This is a genomic window from Neoroseomonas marina (assembly GCF_012927745.1).
Classification (GTDB): domain Bacteria; phylum Pseudomonadota; class Alphaproteobacteria; order Acetobacterales; family Acetobacteraceae; genus Neoroseomonas; species Neoroseomonas marina.
This window is the reverse complement of sequence record NZ_JABBKX010000001.1, coordinates 316745-333612: the sequence shown is the minus strand read 5'-3', so window position 1 is coordinate 333612 and position 16868 is coordinate 316745. Positions and strand designations below refer to the sequence as shown.

The following is a 16868-nucleotide window of genomic DNA, read 5'->3' as shown; positions in this document are numbered from 1 at the left end:
GGATCAGAACCTCACAAGCGTCCGGAAGTATACCTGTGTCGCGCGCAGCGGATCGGACAAATCGCCATCGGGCCGCGTGGTTATTCGACGTGCGATCTCTAGATCGACCTGCACGGCTTCGGAGATGACCGTGCGCACACCACCACCCCAGGACGAGAGACGCCGGTCGCGGTCGGCATCCAGGTTCTGGTAGGCCCATCCCAGGTCGCGGAAGAGGTAGAACTGCGACGACGCGCGGTTGCTGCCGAGCGCGGGTTCCGCCGGCAGCTCGTATCCGATGTCGAGCTGCAACTCCAACGCGTATCCATACCCGTAGTCACCCGTCACCTGGCCCGAATAGAAGCCGCGGCCGAGGCGATTCCCGCCCAGGTAGTATTTCTCGGCATTGGGCAGGACATTGGTTGACCACTGCCCGGAGACATACCCCTGGAAGTTGAACATCGCGCCGTCCCAGGGCGCCCAGATCGGCTGGACGCGCTGGTACTCGCCGGTGAACTTCGTGAAGTCGAACTCGCTGCCCAGGCGGCTCGCCAAGGCGTCGTTGTTCGAGGTCGTGTCCCACACCGCGACGCCCTGATGGGCGCGCACCGTGCCCTGGTTCGTCGCCGGCGGCGCGAACCACAACAAGGTGTCGATCGCCTGGGCATCGAAGCCGCCGCGCACGGTGCGGATGCGGTCGCGACCCGACAGGGTGCGGCCGAAGGTGCTGCCCGACCCGGTGTAGATGTTCGAGTTGAAGGCATCGAACTGGCCGATGGCCCACAAGTTCACCGGACGCGAGCGGATGATCGGGTAGTTCGCGACGATGCCGGCGAGGGAGGTCTCGCCCTCGTAGCCGATCTCCTTGAGCTGGCCCGAGGGCAGGGTGTTGCCCATGCCGGCATAGATGCGGATGCGCAGGCCGGAGGAGCCGACGAAGAACTCCTCGCTGGCCTGCATGAACCACTGGGTGCCGCCTTCGGTGCCGTACAGCGAGGCCTCGGTCCGCTCGCCGAACTCGGTCAACGAGTTGACGCCGGCAACGAGCAGGGCTTCCCAGGGCCCGGTCAGCTGGTAGGCGCGGTTGTCGACGTTGAAGTACCCGCTGACGGCGCTGCGGGAGACCTGGGCGATGAGGCGCAGCGCGCCCGGTTCGCCCTGGATCGGCTGCAGCACGCCGCGCACCGTCACCCCCGGCACGTCGGAGGCGAGCAGCAGCGCGCGCTCGACGGCCCGGGTCGAGACCGGGCGGCTTTCCTTCACGCGCTCGAGGAAGCGCAGCACCTGCGTGCCGGCCGGGCCGATATCGCCGTCGAGGCGAACCTCGGCGACATAGGCCTCGGTGACCGCGTAGCGGACCTCGTTGCGCCCGTCGGCACCGGGGACCAGCGCGGCCGCGATCGAGACGAAGGGGTAGCCGGCGCGTCGATAGGCGCCGAGGAGCGTCAGGCGCGTCTCCTCGATCCGGGCCAGGGTGATGGTGCGGTCCTCGATCGGCGCCATGAGGCGGCGGATCTCGGAATCCGAAAGGATCGAATTGCCCTGCACCGAGGCGCTGGAGACCCGGACCTCTCGCGTTTCGCCCGGGCCGCGCTGCGCCTGGGGCATGGGCGGCAGCGCCCGTGGGCTCACCGAGGGCGCCGGCGGCGGCGCCACGCGGTCGATCAGGTCGGCCGGTGCGGGCGGCGGGCGTGGGATATTGACCGGGGCCTGCGCCATGGCGAGACCGGATCCCATCAGGACCGTAATGCCCGCCACCGCAGTCGGCATCAGGCGGCGGAGGCGCACGTTGTGCATGGTGGAGCTGGTGGCCTGGGTGGTCATCAGGTGAGTCGCCGAGCCCAATCGATCCGAATCTGTCGCGACGATACCTGCATGCAGTTGTTGTTGGACCGCGAGATCACGGGTTCGTTTCCAAAAGTTAAACGCCGTGACCCGAGGGCAACGCGTCCGGGCCATGGAGGATTGGCATCGCGGACGAAATGCACGCGTGGGTTGATATCAAGAGCTGCATCCCCCGAACCGCCTCGCCGAGAAGGCGGCCGGAATCGCCTCGCGCCCGAGCACGGCGTCGGCCGTCATGCGGCCCGCGACCGGGCCGAGGGTGAAGCCGGACGAGGTGACCGCGGCGTAGAGTCCGGGACATCCGGGGGCCTCCCCCAGTATCGGCGCCCGGTCGACCTGCACGTTGAGGCCGGTCCAGGCCCGCAGCACCGCGAGACCGGCGACCGCCGGCACGACATGCCCGGCAACCCACAGGTTGCCCTCGATGCTCTCGCGCCGCGTGTGCGTCGTTCCGATCACCATATCGTGAATACCCGGCCAGCCGCCGCCGATCAACAGATGTCCTTGAAGTCCCTGCTTGAAGGACAGGTGCCGCCCGGCATGGGCCACCAGGTGCGGGACCAGCGGCGCGGTCGCCTCGGTGGCGATCACCTGCTGCACCAGGCCGCCGACCGGCAGGTGCACCCCGGCGAGCGCGGCGACCCGACCCGACCAGGGTCCGGCCGCGACGACGATGCGCCCGGCGCGGATGGTTCCGGCCTCGGTTGCGACGGCGAAGCCAGGCCCGTCCCGAGCAATGCCGGTGACCTCCACCCCGCCGGCGATCCGCGCCCCGGCATTCCGGACGAGCCCCAGCAGGGCCGCGGTGGCGCGCAGCGGGTCGATCTGCCCCTCGGCCGGGCAGAAGGTCGCGCCGAGGAAGCGCGGCGCGAGATAGGGCGCGAGGTCGCGGAGCTCGTTCGCGCCGAGGAGGTGGCTCTCGACGCCGGCGGACCGCTCGGCGGCGCTCTTGCCGCGCAGCCAGGCCAGTTCCTCGGCGGTCTCGGCGAGCATCAGGCCGCCCTCGGTGCGGATGCCGCAGCTCTCCCCCGCATCGCGCGCGATCTCCTTCGACAGCTGGATGGAGCGCGGCCCGAGCGGCAGCGTCGCCATGGCCGACCGCGCGGTGCCGGCCGCCTCGGCCTTCTGCCCGAAGTCGTAGGACAGCAACTGGACGTGCAGGCTGCCGGCATTCGCCGTGCTGGCGGCGAGGCCCGGCTCCGAGCGGTCCGCGACCAGCACGTCCACCCCCTCCCGCGCCAGGTAGAGCGCCGTGGAGAGGCCCAGGACACCGCCGCCGATGACCAGCACGTCGCAGGCCCGGTTCTCGGGCGCGAGGGGCAGGGCGGGGCTGCGCCAGCGGCTCGTCGCCGGCGCGGCGATGACCGGCGTCGCATAGCCTTCGGGCACCTCGCGCATCAGGGCCGCGGCGGGAACCGGCCGGATCGGGGCGCGGGGGGCGGCGAAGGCGGCTTCGTCGGCGGGAGCGCCGGCGAGGCGTGCGACGATCGCCCCGCACATCCGGCCCTGGCAGCGGCCCATCCCCGCACGGGTCTGCTTCTTCAGGGCGGCGAGGCTGCGCGCCCCGTCGGCCATCGCCCGGCGCAGGGCGCCGGCGGTGACATCCTCGCAGCGGCAGATGGTCGTCGTGTCGGCGATCGCCGCGGGCTCGAAGGGCGGCGCGGCGAAGATGCGCCAGAGCGCGGCCTGGAAGGCGAGGGCGCGCGCAAGGTCCTGCTTCGCCCGCGCGTCCTCCGGCGCCGCGAGACCCAGGTCGCGGGCCGCCGCCAGGCCGGCGAGCCGCCCGCGCGCCAGGGCAATGCGCGACCCGCCGATCGCCGCGCCGTCGCCCACGGCGAAGACGCCGGCGACGCTGGTGCGGCCGTCGCCGTCGGTCACGGTCTCGAGCCGTCCGATCTCCGCCCCCGGCCCCTCCGTCGCGAAGCGCTGGGCGCAGCCGAGCGCGCGGGCCAGGCCCGTCTCGGGCTGGAAGCCGATGTTGAGCGCGGCGGCGCCGGCCACGACGCGGCGCTCGCCCTGCGGCGTCGCAACGTGCAGGGCGACGAAGCGGTCCGTCCCCTCGCAGGCGAGGATGTTGCCGCCCCAGAGCACCGGCACGCCCGCGCGCCGCAGCGTCGCGAGGTAGCGCAGCCCATCCCAGGCGAGGTCGGGCGAGGTGCGCGCCAGGGCCAGCATCGCCCGCCAGGCGGCGAGGCCGGGCTTGGGCGCGGCTTCGACCACTGCCGCGACCTCCACCCCGCCGGCAAGCAATTCACAGGCGAGCTGCAGGTTGAGCGGCCCGCTGCCGGCGATCACGACGCGCGCGGCGGGGCTGACGCGTTGGGCGCGCGCGAGGGTTTGCAGCGCGCCCGTGGTCATCACCCCGGGCAGCGTCCAGCCGGGCACCGGCACCGGACGTTCGTGGGCCCCTGGCGCCAGCACCAGCCTGCGAGGCCGGAAGGTGACCGCGGCGCCGTCGACCAGGGCGGCGATCTCGTCCGGCGCGAAGCCGCCCCAGACCGTCGCGCCCTGGTGGATCGTCACGCCTGCGGCACGGGCTTCGGCGAGCAGCGCGGAACCCTTGCGGAACTGCGCGTCGGGCGCGGCATGGACGTGGCTCTTCGCGAGCGGCTTCAGGTATTGCCCGCCCGCTTCGCCGCGTTCGTCCAGGACCACCACCTCCGCCCCCGCCTGTGCGGCGGCGATGGCGGCCGAAAGGCCGGCCGGCCCGGCCCCGACCACCAGCAGGTCGCAGGGACGATCGGGGATCTGCGCCGGCGGGGTGGCGAGTGGCGCGGGTTCGCGCGGCGGCGCGGCTTCGACGCGCATCCCCGCCTCGGCCTTCACCAGGCAGGCGCGCTGGCCCGCCTTCCCGTCGACGGTGACGATGCAGTCCCAGCATGCCCCCATGCCGCACCACAGGCCGCGGGGCGCCTTCTCCTTCGCCGTCTCGCGGAAGGCGAGGATTCCGGCGGCCGAGAGCGCGGCGGCGATGGACTCGCCAGGCAGCGCCTCGATCTCCCGGCCGTCGAAGGTGAAGCGGATGGGCGCGGCGGTGCGCGTGATGGTCGGGGAGGTGAGCCGCATACCCTTGCCCTGCGCCGGGAACGATGGCCGATCATCGCACGCGCCGTGAGGCCGTCCATCCGGGGGGGCGTCCGGGCCGGCATCACCCTTGCCGGATCCTTAACCTTCGCTGCCTCGCAGTGCGCGCCGCCAGGACAAGGGGGCGCGTGCCGATGCGGATGACGGGCTTTCCGGTCGCGGTGACAGGAGCGGGCCCGCGGGCTATCGCTGCGATACGCCCATGAGCGCCACCCAGGCCGACTTCATCCCGCCCATGCCCACGCCCGCGGCGCGCGAGCCGACCGGGCTCGCCGGGCTCATGCGTGCGCGGCGCGACGTGCTCTCGATCTTTCCCGCCGATGCCTATCGGCGCCAGGTCTTCACCTCGCGCCTGCCGGGCCGGTTGATCCTGGTCGCGAACGCGCCCGAGGTGGTGCGCGAGGTGTTCGTCACCAAGCACGAGACCTACCAGCGCAAATCCCGCTTCCTCGAGGATGCGCTGCGGCCCGTCATCGGCGGTTCCTGCTTCATCGCCTGGGGCGACGAATGGGCGGAACGACGCGAAGCGGTCTCGCCGCCGATCCACCCCTCGGGCCTCGCGCAGTTCCATTCCTGCTTCGTGCAGGCAGCGGAGGAAACGGCCGAGGAACTCGCCGGCGCCGAGGGGCCGGTGGATGTCGCCGCCGCCTTCGCCGCGGGCATCAGCCGCGTGCTCCTGCTGGCCGTCTTCGGCCCGGGCGCGCCGCGCGAGGAGGCCAGGATCATCGCGGAGACCTTCACCGCCTACCAGGATGCGGCGGAGGTGGTGGACGTGCTCGGGCTGATGGGCCTGCCGGACGTCGTCGGCTGGCTGACGCGCCGACGCGCGGGACGGCTGGCCGTGGCGCTGCGCGGGCGCGTCGCCCGGCTGATCGAGGCGGCGGGGCCGGAAGGCGGCACGCCGTTGCTTGCCGCCCTTCGCGACGCCCGGCGCCCGGACGGGTCGCGCGTGCTGACCGGCGAACGGCTGCTGGACGAGGTGGTGATGTTCCTCCTCGCCGGCGCCGAAGGGGCCGCGATCACCCTGACCTGGACGGCGATGCTCGCCGCGCTGCACAGGGAGACGGCGGAGCGCATGGCCGCCGAACTGCCGGATGTCGCGCCGGCCCATGCGGACCTCGCGAACTTCGCCTTCACCCGGGCCGTGATCCAGGAGGCGATGCGCCTCTACCCGCCGGTCGCCGTCTTTGCCCGCCAGGCCGTGAAGCCCGACCGCATCCGCCGCTGGGAGCTGGACGCGGGCGACATCGTCCTCGCCGTGCCCTGGCTGCTGCATCGGCACGAGGCCTTGTGGGAGGCGCCCCACGCCTTCCGCCCCGAGCGCTTCCTCGGCGACGCCGCGCGCCAGCGGCCCCGCTTCGCCTACCTGCCCTTCGGCATCGGACCGCGGATCTGCGCGGGGGCGGCCTTCGGCATGGCGGAGGTGTCGGTCTTCGCGGCGATCCTGTTCCGCCGCTTCCGCTTCGCCCTCGCGCCGGGCTTCGTGCCGCGGCCGAACTGCCGGCTCGCGTTGCGGCCCAAGGGTGGGATGCGGCTGGTCGTCACGCCGCGCTGACGCTGGACGCCCCCGCCGCATCGCAGCACTCTTCGCAGCGCGGCGGATGGGAGTGCAGGTGATGGCGGAATTCGACCTCGCGGTGCGCGGCGGCCAGGTGGCGACGGGCTTCGGCACGGTGCGCTGCGATGTCGGCGTGAAGGACGGGCGGATCGTCGCGCTGGCCGAACGCATCGCCGACGCCGCGCAGGTGGTCGATGCCGGCGGCCTGCTGGTGTTGCCCGGGGGTGTCGACAGCCATTGTCACATCGAGGAACCCGCTCGCGGCGGCTATGTCGGCGCCGGCGAGGGCGAGCCGCCGCTGACGGTCAACGAGGAGACCTTCGCGACCGCATCCGCCTCGGCGTTCGCGGGCGGCACGACCTCGGTCGTCTGCTTCATCCCGCAATGGAAGGGCTTCGGCGTCTGGGACCGCTACGTCGACTATCGGGCGCGCGCGGCGAAGGGGATGCTCGACCATTCCTTCCACCAGATCATCTCCGACCCGACCGACGCGGTGATGGATGAGGAAGTCCCGCGCGTGGTCGCCGAGGGCGTGCGCAGCCTCAAGGTCTTCCTTACCTACGAGCCGCTGCACCTGTCGGACGCCCAGTATCTCCGCGTGCTGACCAAGGCGCGGGAACTGGGCTGCCTGGTGACGGTGCATTGCGAGAACTACGCCGCGATCTCCTGGCGCACCGAGGAATTGCTGAAGCACGGCATGACGGCGCCGAAATACCACGCCTGGTCGCGCCCGCCGGTCGTCGAGCGCGAGGCGACGCATCGCGCCATCGCGCTGGCGGAACTGGTGGACCAGCCGATCCAGGTCTTCCACGTCTCCTGCGCCGAGGCGGCCGAGGAGATCGCCCGCGCCCAGGCGCGCGGGGTGAAGGTGTGGGGCGAGACCTGTCCCCAATACATCGCGCTCACCGCCGCCGACATGGACCGCCCGGGCTTCGAGGGGGCGAAGTTCATGTGCAGCCCGTCCCCGCGCACGACCGAGGAGCATGCGCGGATCTGGGAGATGATCCGCCGCGGCACGCTCGACGTCGTCTCCTCGGACCATTGCGCGTTCTCGTTCGCGGGCGACAAGGGCAAGGGGCAGAACGGCCGGTCGGCGCCCTTCCGCGACATCCCGAACGGCATTCCGGGCTTCGCCGCGCGGCTGCCCATCATGTTCAGCGAGGGCGTGTCGAAGGGCCGGATCAGCCTCGACGACTTCGTGCGGCTGACCAGCACCAACCCGGCGCGGCTGATGGGCCTCGCGCCGCGCAAGGGCATGATCGCGGTGGGATCCGACGCGGATCTGGCATTGTGGGATCCGGCGAAGAAGGTGACGATCACCAACGCGCTGATGCAGCACGCGATCGACTACACGCCCTATGAGGGGCTCGAGGTCACGGGCTGGCCGGTCACGACGATCCGGCGCGGCGAGGTGGTGATGCGCGAGGGCAAGGTGCAGGCCGAACCCGGCACCGGCCGTTTCCTGCCGCGTGCGCCCTACGACTTCATCCGTCCGCGCGGCGTTGTCCCGAACGGCTTCGATCCCGCGCCGGCGCCGCGCTGAATCGCATCAGGCGATCGTGCCGCTGTCGAAGCGGCGAAGATTCTCCTGGTCGATGATCTTCAGGACCGTCTTCGGATACTCGACCGCGTTGCCGGCGCCGAACAGGCAGCGGGTCGCCATGACCTTGGCGAAGGCGGCGGGGTCGTTCGCCGTGGCCTTCAGCGCCGCCTTGCCGCTGGCCGATTTCAGCATGGGGTGGTTCTCGATCAGGCCGCGGAAGATCGCGAAGGCGCCCTTGAGCGTGGGCGCGATGCAGAAGCGGTCCTGCACGATCGGCCCGTCCTTGATCGCCTGGGTCGGCAGGTAGACCCACTCGGTCCCGCGCACCTTGCATCCCGGCAGGTCCCACCCGTCCTTGTAGGGCGCGGTGATGCCGAACAGGATGTTGTAGTCGCGGTAATGGGCCGAGGTGCCGAAGCCGCTCTCGAGGCAGGCCATGCCGATGACGCCGGAGACCGGCAGGCTCATGGACATGATGTCGTAGCCGCATTCCTTGTAGAGCTGTTCCGCGAAGGCGCGGCGGACATGCGGGGGCGGCGCTTCCTTGGCCATGGGCTCTGCTCCGGTTGCCGGGACGGGCGATCGTTACGGAGCAGCATGCCATCTCCGCTGTCTGCTGCATCACCTTCCGCGCGGATGGCGTGGCAATGATCGCCAGGGGCCCTTTCGGCCGTGGGCGGGACGGCCGGCCGGTCAGCTGTCGGTCAGGACGTCGTAGATCCCCAGGGCGTCGAGATCGCCGTGGGTGACCTGCCGTCGCGGTTCGGCCGCGAGCCAGGCAAGGGTGCGTGCGCGCACCTCCTCGACACGACGCCGCGGCGCGGGGGCGTCCGGCACTCCGGACGGCGCGGTCATCACCCCGCGCCCGGACCAGCCCAGCGTGGTCGTCCAGGCGAGCCGCTGACTGCGCGGCCCGCCGCGATGAGGCGGACAATTCTCCTCCTGTCGCCGCCAGGTCTGGGCAAGGCGCAGCCCCTCGGCCTCGGCCGTGGCGCCGACGGCGAGCCAGGACCCGCCGCCGCACGGGCCGGTCATGCGGTAGTGCAGCGTCTCGAGCGCGAGGATGCGCGCGACGCCGTCGTCATCCTGGCCGATCACCGCCTGGAGTTCCTGGTAGGTGCCGGTCCCGGTGGAGCCTTCGAAGGCGGCAAGCACCACGTCGCGCCCGCGCAGCGTCCTCACCGCGAAGACGCGGGCGTAGCCATACCAGGAGGTGACGTCGAAGACCTCGGGCGGCGCGCCGGCGCCCTCGAACCGGATGGCGAGGGACTGGCCGCGCTCGGTGATGCGCGCCTGCAGGCGGACGGGCGCGGCACCGGGCCGCAGGCGGACCTGGCGCGGCGTCGCGATCCGCGGTGGCTGGCGGCCCGGTTCCGTCGCCGCCTCCGCGCGCGCGGACAGCAACAGGACGGGCGCGGCGAGGAGACTGCGGCGCGTCGTCACAGCCGGGACGGGACCTGCGCGATCACCTCCTCCGAGGCATTCGCGAAGGCGAGGCGCAGGTAACGCTCCTGCCCCGGCCCGAAGAAGGGGCCGGGCAGGCCGAGCAGGCCCCGCTCGACGGCCAGGCGCTCGGCGGTGGCGACGGCCTCGGGCGCGTCCTCGGGCAGGCGGAGATAGGCGAAGTAGGCGCCGAGCGCGTCGAGCCGCCAACCCGGCAACTGCCCGGCGGCGCGGCGGAAGGCCTCGGCGCGGCCGGCCATGATGGCGCGGTTGCCGACGCGCCAATCCCGCAGCGCCTCCACGCCCCAGGCGAGCGCCGTCTGCGCGGCGCGCGGGGCGCAGATCTGCATGGTGTCGAGCGCCTTCATCAGTTCGCAGCGGAAGGCGGGCCCGGAGGCAATGGCCGCGACCCGGTGCCCCGGCACGCAATAGGCCTTCGAGAAGGAATAGAGCTGCACGACGTTGTCCCGCCAGGCGGGGTCCTGGAACAGCGCGTGGGGCGGGGATTGCTCGGGGGAGAGGAAGTCGCGGTAGGTCTCGTCGAGCACCAGCCAGGCGCCGTGGCGGCGGGCAAGGTCCGCGAAACGCGCGATGATCTCGGGCGGATACACCGCCCCGGTCGGGTTGTTCGGCGTGACGAGCACGATGGCGCGCACGCCCTCCATCAGTCCGGCGGCGCGGTCGGGGTCGGGCACGAAGCCGTCCTCGGCGCGGCAGTCCAGCGGCACGCACGGGATGCCGAGCGCGGTCAGCGCCATGCGGTGGTTGAAGTACCAGGGGGAGGGCAGCATCACCGCCTCGCCCTGCCCGGCGAGGGTCGTCATCGCCATGGTGAAGGCCAGGTTGCCGCCCGAGGTGATGGCAATGTCGTCCGTGCCGATCTTGGCCCCGTAGAAGCGCGACATGTCCTCGGCCAGCGCCGCGCGCAGCGCCGGTTCCCCGTCGATCGGGCCATAGGAGGCGGTGGCGCGGCTGCCCGCGCTCTCGGCCAGCTTCGCGAGCAGGTCGGGATGCGGCGGATAACCGGGCACGGCCTGGGTCAGATCCAGCACCGGCCCGGCCGCGCCGGCATAGCGCGCGGCCCAAGCGCGGACGGAGGGTATGGGCGGGGTCTGCGTCGCGCGGATGCGCGGAGAAAGGGCGAAATCCATGGCGCGGCAAGGAACCACCGGGGCGCGCCGGCGTCTACGGCGCCTCCCCGGCGGGGCGGCCGGTGACGTGCCGCCAATGGTGCCAGAGCAGCCGTGCGGCGAGCGACCGCCAGGGCGCCCAGGCCAGCGCCATCTCCGCCAGCACCTTGGGCTTGGGGCGTTCGGGCAGGGATTTCAGGTCCGTGAGGCCGGCGGCGAGGGCGAGGTCCCCGGCCGGAAACACGTCCCGGCGTTCCTGCCCGAACAGCAGGTGGACCTGCGCCGTCCAGGGGCCGAGGCCGGGAATGGCGGCGATGGCGGCGACCGCCGCCTCGTCCGGCATGGCGCGCAGCAGGGTGAAGTCGAGCCGGCCATCCGCCACCGCTGCCGCCAGGGCGCGGACATGCAGCACCTTGTTGCGCGACAATCCGGCCCCGCGCAGCGCCTCCTCACTGAGCGCCAGCAGCCCCGCGGGTTCCAGCGCGCCGGGCAGGGCGGACAGCCGCCCCCAGATCGCCGCGGCCGCCTGGTTGGAGATCATCTGCCCGCAGATCGCCCGCAGCAGGCCGGGGAAGCCGGGATCCCGCCGCCGCCAGGGCAGCGGCCCGGCGCGCCCCTCGATCCCCGCGAAATCGGGGTCGAGCACGAGGAGGGCGGCGATGCCCTCCCGCGCCCAGTCGGGCGGGGCGTCCATGGCGGGAGAAGTCACGAAGCCGTCCTTGCTGTCCGTCGCGCTGCGGCGACGAGCGCCGACGCATAGATGACGCGGGCGCTGCCGGACGGAAAGAGGAGGGGGGAGGCGACGGGAACCAGGGGGAAGTCGGGGGTGGCCCCCGCCGCCTCGGAGGACCAGCGCCCGCTGGGGATGGGGGCAGGCGATGATCGTGAACAGGACATGGTGCGGTGACGGGCGGAACCCAGGCCGCGAGACGGCGATATTGCAACGCCCCGCAACGCAGGCGGTCCCCGCAACAAGACGAAACACGGATGCACCGTGAATGCCGGCGCCGATCCTCTATTGTAACAGGCCATGGAACCCGCTCCGCACATCCTCGTGGTCGATGACGACCGCGAGATCCGAGACCTCCTGTCCCGATTCCTGGAGAAACAGGGGATGCGCGTCACCGCCGCGCGGGACGCGAGGGAGGCCCGGAAGGCGTGGCCGCTCGGCCGCTACCACCTGGTCGTGCTGGACCTGATGATGCCCGGCGAACCGGGTCTCGACTTCGCGCGATGGCTGCGGTCGCAATCCGACGTGCCGATCGTGATCCTGACGGCGATGGGGGAGGAGACGGACCGTATCGTCGGCCTCGAGCTCGGCGCCGACGACTATGTCGCCAAGCCCTTCAATCCGCGGGAATTGCTGGCGCGCATCCGCGCCGTGCTGCGCCGCGCAAGCGGCGAGGGCGCCGCCAAGGAGCCGCCCGCCAAGGTGATCCGTTTCGCCGGCTGGACGCTGGAACCGGGCCGGCGACGCCTGCTCAACCCCGACGGCGCCGAGGTTTCGCTGACGGGGGGCGAGTACGAATTGCTGCTGGTCCTGGTCGAACGCCCCAACCGCGTCCTGACGCGCGACATGCTGATGGACCTGCTGCGCGGCCGCCAGGCCGGGCCCTTCGACCGGGCGATCGACGTCGCGGTGTCCCGCCTGCGGCGCAAGCTCGAGGATGACGGGCGCAACCCCACGCTGATCAAGACCGTCCGCGGCGGCGGCTACGTCCTCGCGGCGACGGTCGAGCGTGGCTGAGACCCGCCGGCGCATCGGCCTGCCCGCGACGCTGGGCGGCCGGACGGCCTTCTGGCTGATCCTCGCCCTGATGGCCGTGCAGGCGGCCGGGTTGACCATCCACGCGCTCGACCGCGTCGACCTGCAGCGATTCATCCAGGCGCGGGAGATCGCCGGCCGGGCGTTCGGGGCGTGGCGGGCGGCGGTGCTCGCGCCGCCGGAGCGGCGGGAGCAGGCGCTGGCCGACCTCGACCTGCCCGAAGGCCTGACGCTGTCGGTCGATCCGCAGCCCATCGTGCGGCAGGGCGCGCCGCCGCCGCCGCCCGAGATCATGCGGCTGTTCCGGCTCGACCTGTTGGGTGCCGGCCCGCAGCGGCTGCGCCCGCGGGAGGTGCGGCTCGGCCCGCCGGATGTGCCCGGTGGGTTCAATGCGTCCTTGCGCCTGCCCGACGGCGAATGGCTGAACATCCGCGTCAGCCTGCCGCCGCCCCGGCCGTGGCATTCGGCGACCTTCCTTGCGGCCTTCGTGGTGATGACGGGGGCGGCAGCGCTGCTGATCCTCTGGGCGGTGGCCCGGCTGATGCGCCCGGTCCGCCTTCTGGCCGCCGCCGCGGACCGGCTGGGACGCGACGTGAATGCCGCGCCGCTCGAGGAGACGGGACCCGAGGAAGTCCGCACCGCAGCGCACGCCTTCAACGAGATGGCCGCGCGCATCCGGCGCTTCGTGGCCGACCGGACCCAGATGCTCGCGGCCATCGGGCACGACCTGCGCACGCCGATCACCCGTCTGCGGCTGCGCGCGGAGTTCATGGATGACGACGAGCAGCGCCGGAAGATGCTCGCCGACCTCGACGAGATGGAGCAGATGATCGCCGCGACGCTCGCCTTCGCGCGGGACGACGCGGCCGCCGAGCCGGCCTCCCCGATCGACCTCGCCGCGCTGTGCCGGACGGTGGCGGACGAGGCGGCGGATGCGCGGCCCGAACTGGCCGAGGCGATCTGCTACTCCGGCCCCGAGCGGCTGGTGCTGCGCGCGCGGCCGGTCGCGTTGAAGCGGGCGATCGCGAACCTGGTGACCAATGCGCTGGCCTATGGCGGGGCGGCACGGCTCACGCTCTCGCCCCCCGAGGGCGGCGTGGTGCGCCTGGCGGTGGACGACGACGGCCCCGGCATCCCGGAGGCCGAGATGGAGAACGTCTTCGCGCCCTTCCGCCGGCTGGAAGGCAGTCGCAACCGGGAGACCGGCGGCACCGGGCTCGGGCTGACCATCACGCGCAACATTCTGCGCGCGCATGGCGGGGACGTGACGCTGCGCAACCGTCCGGGCGGCGGGCTGACCGTCGTGGCCAGCCTGCCGACCTGAGGGCTACTCCACGAGGCGCAGCGCGACGAGCTGGTTCGCGATCTCGCGGAAGGCGTTCGGGATGTCCTCGGCGACGCGTGCCCGGATGTAGGTCCGGCTGCTGCTCGCGCAGGTCGCGAGCATGGTGTCGATCGCGCTGCCCTGCGTCACCTCGAGGCCCACGACGTAGAGCGTGATGCCCTGCGCCTTCATCGCGCCGCAGATCGCGGCGAAGCGCTGGTCGAGCCGCGCATCGGCATTCGCCTGTTGCTGGCTGCTGCCGCTGGTCGTCTCGGCGATGTCGGCGGCCGGTTGCGCGACGTTCTGCGCGTTGAAGTCCATGACGTTGGTGTTGTAGTCGGTGCGGCGGCCATAGGCGTTGTACATCAGGTCAGTGTACCAGTTCGTGCCGCGTGCCGAATCCCGGACCGTCCCGCTGTTGTACTGGTAGGGCGGCTGCCAGTTGTTGTCGCCGTCGGTCAGGATGACCGCGACCTTCATCATGTTGCGCGTGCCGTAGTTCACCGGCAGCGCGCCGAGCTCGCCGCTGGTGGCGATGCCGTCCCAGCGGTTCCGCCAATCCGGGCTGAGGTTGTACCAGAGGCCCTGCATGCCGGTGACGACCGTGGTGCCGCCGCTCTTGGCCGGTGCGACGATGGCGTCGACCCGCTGCTGGATCGTCCTGCGGCTCGCCGTCAGCGGGAGCACGGGGGTCAGGGCGCAGAGCATGTTCGGACCGGCCGCGGATTCCTGCGTGAAGCCGTTCGCGCCGAAGCCCTCGTTCCGCAGATACGCGAACATGGGATTGTAGGCGGCATTGCCTGACGAGGTGGACAGCGTGCGGATACGCGTGGGGTTCAGGGTGTCCGACAGGTCGCGCCAATCATTCGCGCCGCGGCAGAAGCGGACGTTGTAGGTCGTGCGCGAATTGGTGCTCGTGTTGGCATAGAGGCTGATGGCGACGGGACCATAGGCATTGCCGCTCGTGCACAGGCCCTCGCCGTTGTACGCCGCCGCCCCGGTCACGCCCTGCCAGAACGCCGCGTTGCGGGCGAGGTTCGCGACCGTGTTGCTCACGTCCCCGCTCACCCAGCCGACCTGACGATAGGTCGTGTCCCAGTAGTAGGGCGGGAAGCGGGTCTCGTCCGAGGTCGGTGCGGTGTCCGTGACGTCGTGGCCGCCGCGACGGGCCTCGACGCAGCCGGCCCATTGGTTGCCGAAGCCGTTCCAGCTTGCCGGCAGGCCGCTGCCGCTGAGCAGCGAGGCATTCGCGGTGCCGATGTTGATGGTGCGCGCGAAGGGTACGACCGACACCCACATGTTCCGCTTGGTGTCCTCGGTGCCGTAGAGGATGTCGAGGAGCGCGGTCGTTCCTTCCTGCGCGAGCTCGAGCTTGGTCATTCCGCTCGAGCCGCGTTCTCTCATCGAGGAGGTCTGGTCGATCGCGATCGCAAGTTCGAGGCCGGTGCCCTCCCGCTCGGCGAGCGACGTCTCCACGAGCGGGGTCGTGTTGCGGGAGATGATGCCGAACAGCGTCGTCGGCACGTCGGCGCGCGCCGTGACGCGGATGCGCGTGGTGCCGATCGGGGTGATCTCGACGGTGGTGTTCGGCGTCGCGAGCATGTGGCTGCGCGCCGACCGACCGTTCATCGTGTAGTTGGCCCAGAAGATCGCGCGGGTATCCGCATCGCGCGTGGTGCTGGTCATGGTGCGCGCGGCGACGAGGCTCGCCGCGTCGACCGACGTCTTGAGCCTGGCACTCACCAGCCAGACGCGCGTGAGGTCGACGGCCAGTCCGGCGAAGCCGATCACCGGCACCATGACGACGGCCGAAAGCGCGGCGACCGCGCCCCGGCGGCTGCGAGGTCCGGTCATGCTGTGCAATCCGCATTGTTCGGGTTGGCGACGGTCGCGGGGTCGGTCTGCAGGATCGTGGGGTCGGGCGCGCGCGACAGGAACAGCGTCGTGCCGTTGAGCACGTTCGGCAGCACGGTGCCGATCAGCCCCGCGCTCAGGATCCAGGGCTGGACGACGGCGTAGACCTCGGTCACGAACAGCGTCTGGCCGGTGGGGACGACGAAGCCTTCGGCGATCGTCGCGGCGCCGGGCACCGTGGTCGCGACCGAACTCGCGATCGTCGTGTTGCCCGTGCGCTTGCGCCACAGCGCGCGGTTCGCGTTGTTGTTGCGCCCGACCGCGGTGACGATCACCGCGCCGCCCGTTCCGCTGTTCACGTCGACCACGCCGCCGGCGATGCGCGTCGCATGGTTCCAGAACTGGTTGACGTCGCCCGGATCCGTGATGCGGCGACATTGCGAGACGATCTGGCCGAGCTGGACAGCCACCGTTTCGACGCGGAGCTGCGCGCGGAAGTACCGGACGATGTCGGTCGTCGCCAGCGCGATGAGGAAGAAGATCGGCGCCAGGAGGACGAGCTCGAGCGCCGCCGCGCCGCGGCGGTCCTGCAGGACCTGCTCAGCAGGGTACATTGTCGAACGGCTCGTTCTTGACCATCAGGAAGGCTCGGTGCGTGAAGCCGTCGGTGCCCCAGAGCAGCCTGGCGATGCCCCCGGTCACGAAGGGCTGCCGGTAGGTGATGGAGTAGGAGACGATCTGCCCGCCGGCGCCGGCGCCGCTCGTCCCGCTGCCCGAACCAGCCCCGTTCACCCCGGTCCAGGCGGCGGTCGTGATCGTCAGGTCCGAATTGTCGCGGATCAGCCAGCCGGTGGACCGGGTGATGAGCCACCGGATGTTGTTCGACCGGCAGGTCGGCAGGTTCTGGCCCTGGCCCTGGGTCTGCCAGGCGGGCGGCGTGTTGGCGCCGGTCATGCCATAGCGGCTGGCGCGCAGCGCCGCGTGGTCGAGCCCCGCGCCGGTGGCGAGCTGCCAGGCGGCTTCCATCACGCCCATCAGCAGGACGAGGAGCGGGAAGGCGATGATCGCGAACTGCGCCGCCGCGGTGCCGCGGCGCCGGGCATCGCGGCGGGCACGGCGGACGGCGGCGACAGGACCGCGCGACGGAGGTCGCAGGCAGGCGGGGTTCATGCAGAAATCCGGCAGAAGGACCGAAATTGAGACCTGCCGGCAAAAACGCACGCGGGTGGAATGATGGCGAGTCAACGACTCGTGCAGCGTTACAAATCGCTGTGATGTGCGGCGCCGCACGCACCGGTGATGGCGGGGGTGCCGCGGTCCCCGCCGGCCCGCTAGTCTGGCGC

The 16868-nt window shown here is 71.8% G+C and carries 13 protein-coding genes; 4 read left to right on the top strand and 9 right to left on the bottom strand.

Features of this window, described 5'->3' with window-relative positions; genetic code table 11:
* Positions 1-3 precede the first annotated feature (3 nt).
* Complete coding sequence (locus GWK16_RS01645) at positions 4-1803, bottom strand: ShlB/FhaC/HecB family hemolysin secretion/activation protein (protein ID WP_170052228.1); 1800 nt, start codon at positions 1801-1803, stop codon at positions 4-6.
* 177 nt (positions 1804-1980) lie between these two features.
* Positions 1981-4890, bottom strand: a complete 2910-nt coding sequence (locus tag GWK16_RS01640; protein WP_170052227.1) for an FAD-dependent oxidoreductase — start codon at positions 4888-4890, stop codon at positions 1981-1983.
* Positions 4891-5110: 220 nt separating this feature from the next.
* On the opposite strand from GWK16_RS01640, the gene GWK16_RS01635 reads away from it, so the two are divergent.
* Together GWK16_RS01635 and hydA are read left to right on the top strand one after the other, a co-directional pair.
* Positions 5111-6463, top strand: a complete 1353-nt coding sequence (locus GWK16_RS01635; protein WP_170052226.1) for a cytochrome P450 — start codon at positions 5111-5113, stop codon at positions 6461-6463.
* Between the two features lie 61 nt (positions 6464-6524).
* Positions 6525-8009, top strand: coding sequence for a dihydropyrimidinase (gene hydA, locus GWK16_RS01630; RefSeq protein ID WP_170052225.1), 1485 nt, complete (start codon positions 6525-6527; stop codon positions 8007-8009).
* Between the two features lie 6 nt (positions 8010-8015).
* Here the strand turns inward: hydA and GWK16_RS01625 are convergent, their stop codons facing one another.
* From GWK16_RS01625 to GWK16_RS01610, 4 genes are all read right to left on the bottom strand, one after another.
* Positions 8016-8561, bottom strand: a complete 546-nt coding sequence (locus GWK16_RS01625) for a glucosaminidase domain-containing protein (RefSeq protein WP_170052224.1) — start codon at positions 8559-8561, stop codon at positions 8016-8018.
* A gap of 141 nt (positions 8562-8702) precedes the next feature.
* Positions 8703-9452: a hypothetical protein gene (locus GWK16_RS01620; protein WP_170052223.1), complete on the bottom strand. Its 750-nt coding sequence runs from the start codon at positions 9450-9452 to the stop codon at positions 8703-8705.
* Positions 9449-10603 (bottom strand): aminotransferase, encoded by a 1155-nt coding sequence (locus tag GWK16_RS01615; protein WP_170052222.1) that lies wholly within the window; start codon positions 10601-10603, stop codon positions 9449-9451. The genes GWK16_RS01620 and GWK16_RS01615 overlap by 4 nt, the downstream gene beginning before the upstream one ends.
* Positions 10604-10637: 34 nt before the next feature.
* A complete protein-coding gene (locus tag GWK16_RS01610; protein ID WP_170052221.1) occupies positions 10638-11291 on the bottom strand; it encodes a DNA-3-methyladenine glycosylase 2 family protein in 654 nt (217 codons plus the stop codon).
* A gap of 321 nt (positions 11292-11612) precedes the next feature.
* Between GWK16_RS01610 and GWK16_RS01605 the strand changes: the two genes are divergently transcribed.
* Positions 11613-12329: a response regulator gene (locus GWK16_RS01605; protein WP_170052220.1), complete on the top strand. Its 717-nt coding sequence runs from the start codon at positions 11613-11615 to the stop codon at positions 12327-12329.
* Positions 12322-13671 (top strand): ATP-binding protein, encoded by a 1350-nt coding sequence (locus GWK16_RS01600; RefSeq protein WP_338144370.1) that lies wholly within the window; start codon positions 12322-12324, stop codon positions 13669-13671. The genes GWK16_RS01605 and GWK16_RS01600 overlap by 8 nt, the downstream gene beginning before the upstream one ends.
* A 3-nt stretch (positions 13672-13674) precedes the next feature.
* Here the strand turns inward: GWK16_RS01600 and GWK16_RS01595 are convergent, their stop codons facing one another.
* The 3 genes from GWK16_RS01595 to GWK16_RS01585 are packed head-to-tail and all read right to left on the bottom strand — an operon-like array spanning position 13675 to position 16695.
* Positions 13675-15525: a TadE/TadG family type IV pilus assembly protein gene (locus tag GWK16_RS01595; RefSeq protein WP_170052219.1), complete on the bottom strand. Its 1851-nt coding sequence runs from the start codon at positions 15523-15525 to the stop codon at positions 13675-13677.
* Entirely contained in the window at positions 15522-16139 is a 618-nt protein-coding gene (locus tag GWK16_RS01590) for a TadE/TadG family type IV pilus assembly protein (protein WP_170052218.1), read from the bottom strand. The genes GWK16_RS01595 and GWK16_RS01590 overlap by 4 nt, the downstream gene beginning before the upstream one ends.
* Positions 16126-16695, bottom strand: a complete 570-nt coding sequence (locus GWK16_RS01585) for a TadE/TadG family type IV pilus assembly protein (protein ID WP_170052217.1) — start codon at positions 16693-16695, stop codon at positions 16126-16128. The genes GWK16_RS01590 and GWK16_RS01585 overlap by 14 nt, the downstream gene beginning before the upstream one ends.
* Positions 16696-16868 lie beyond the last annotated feature (173 nt).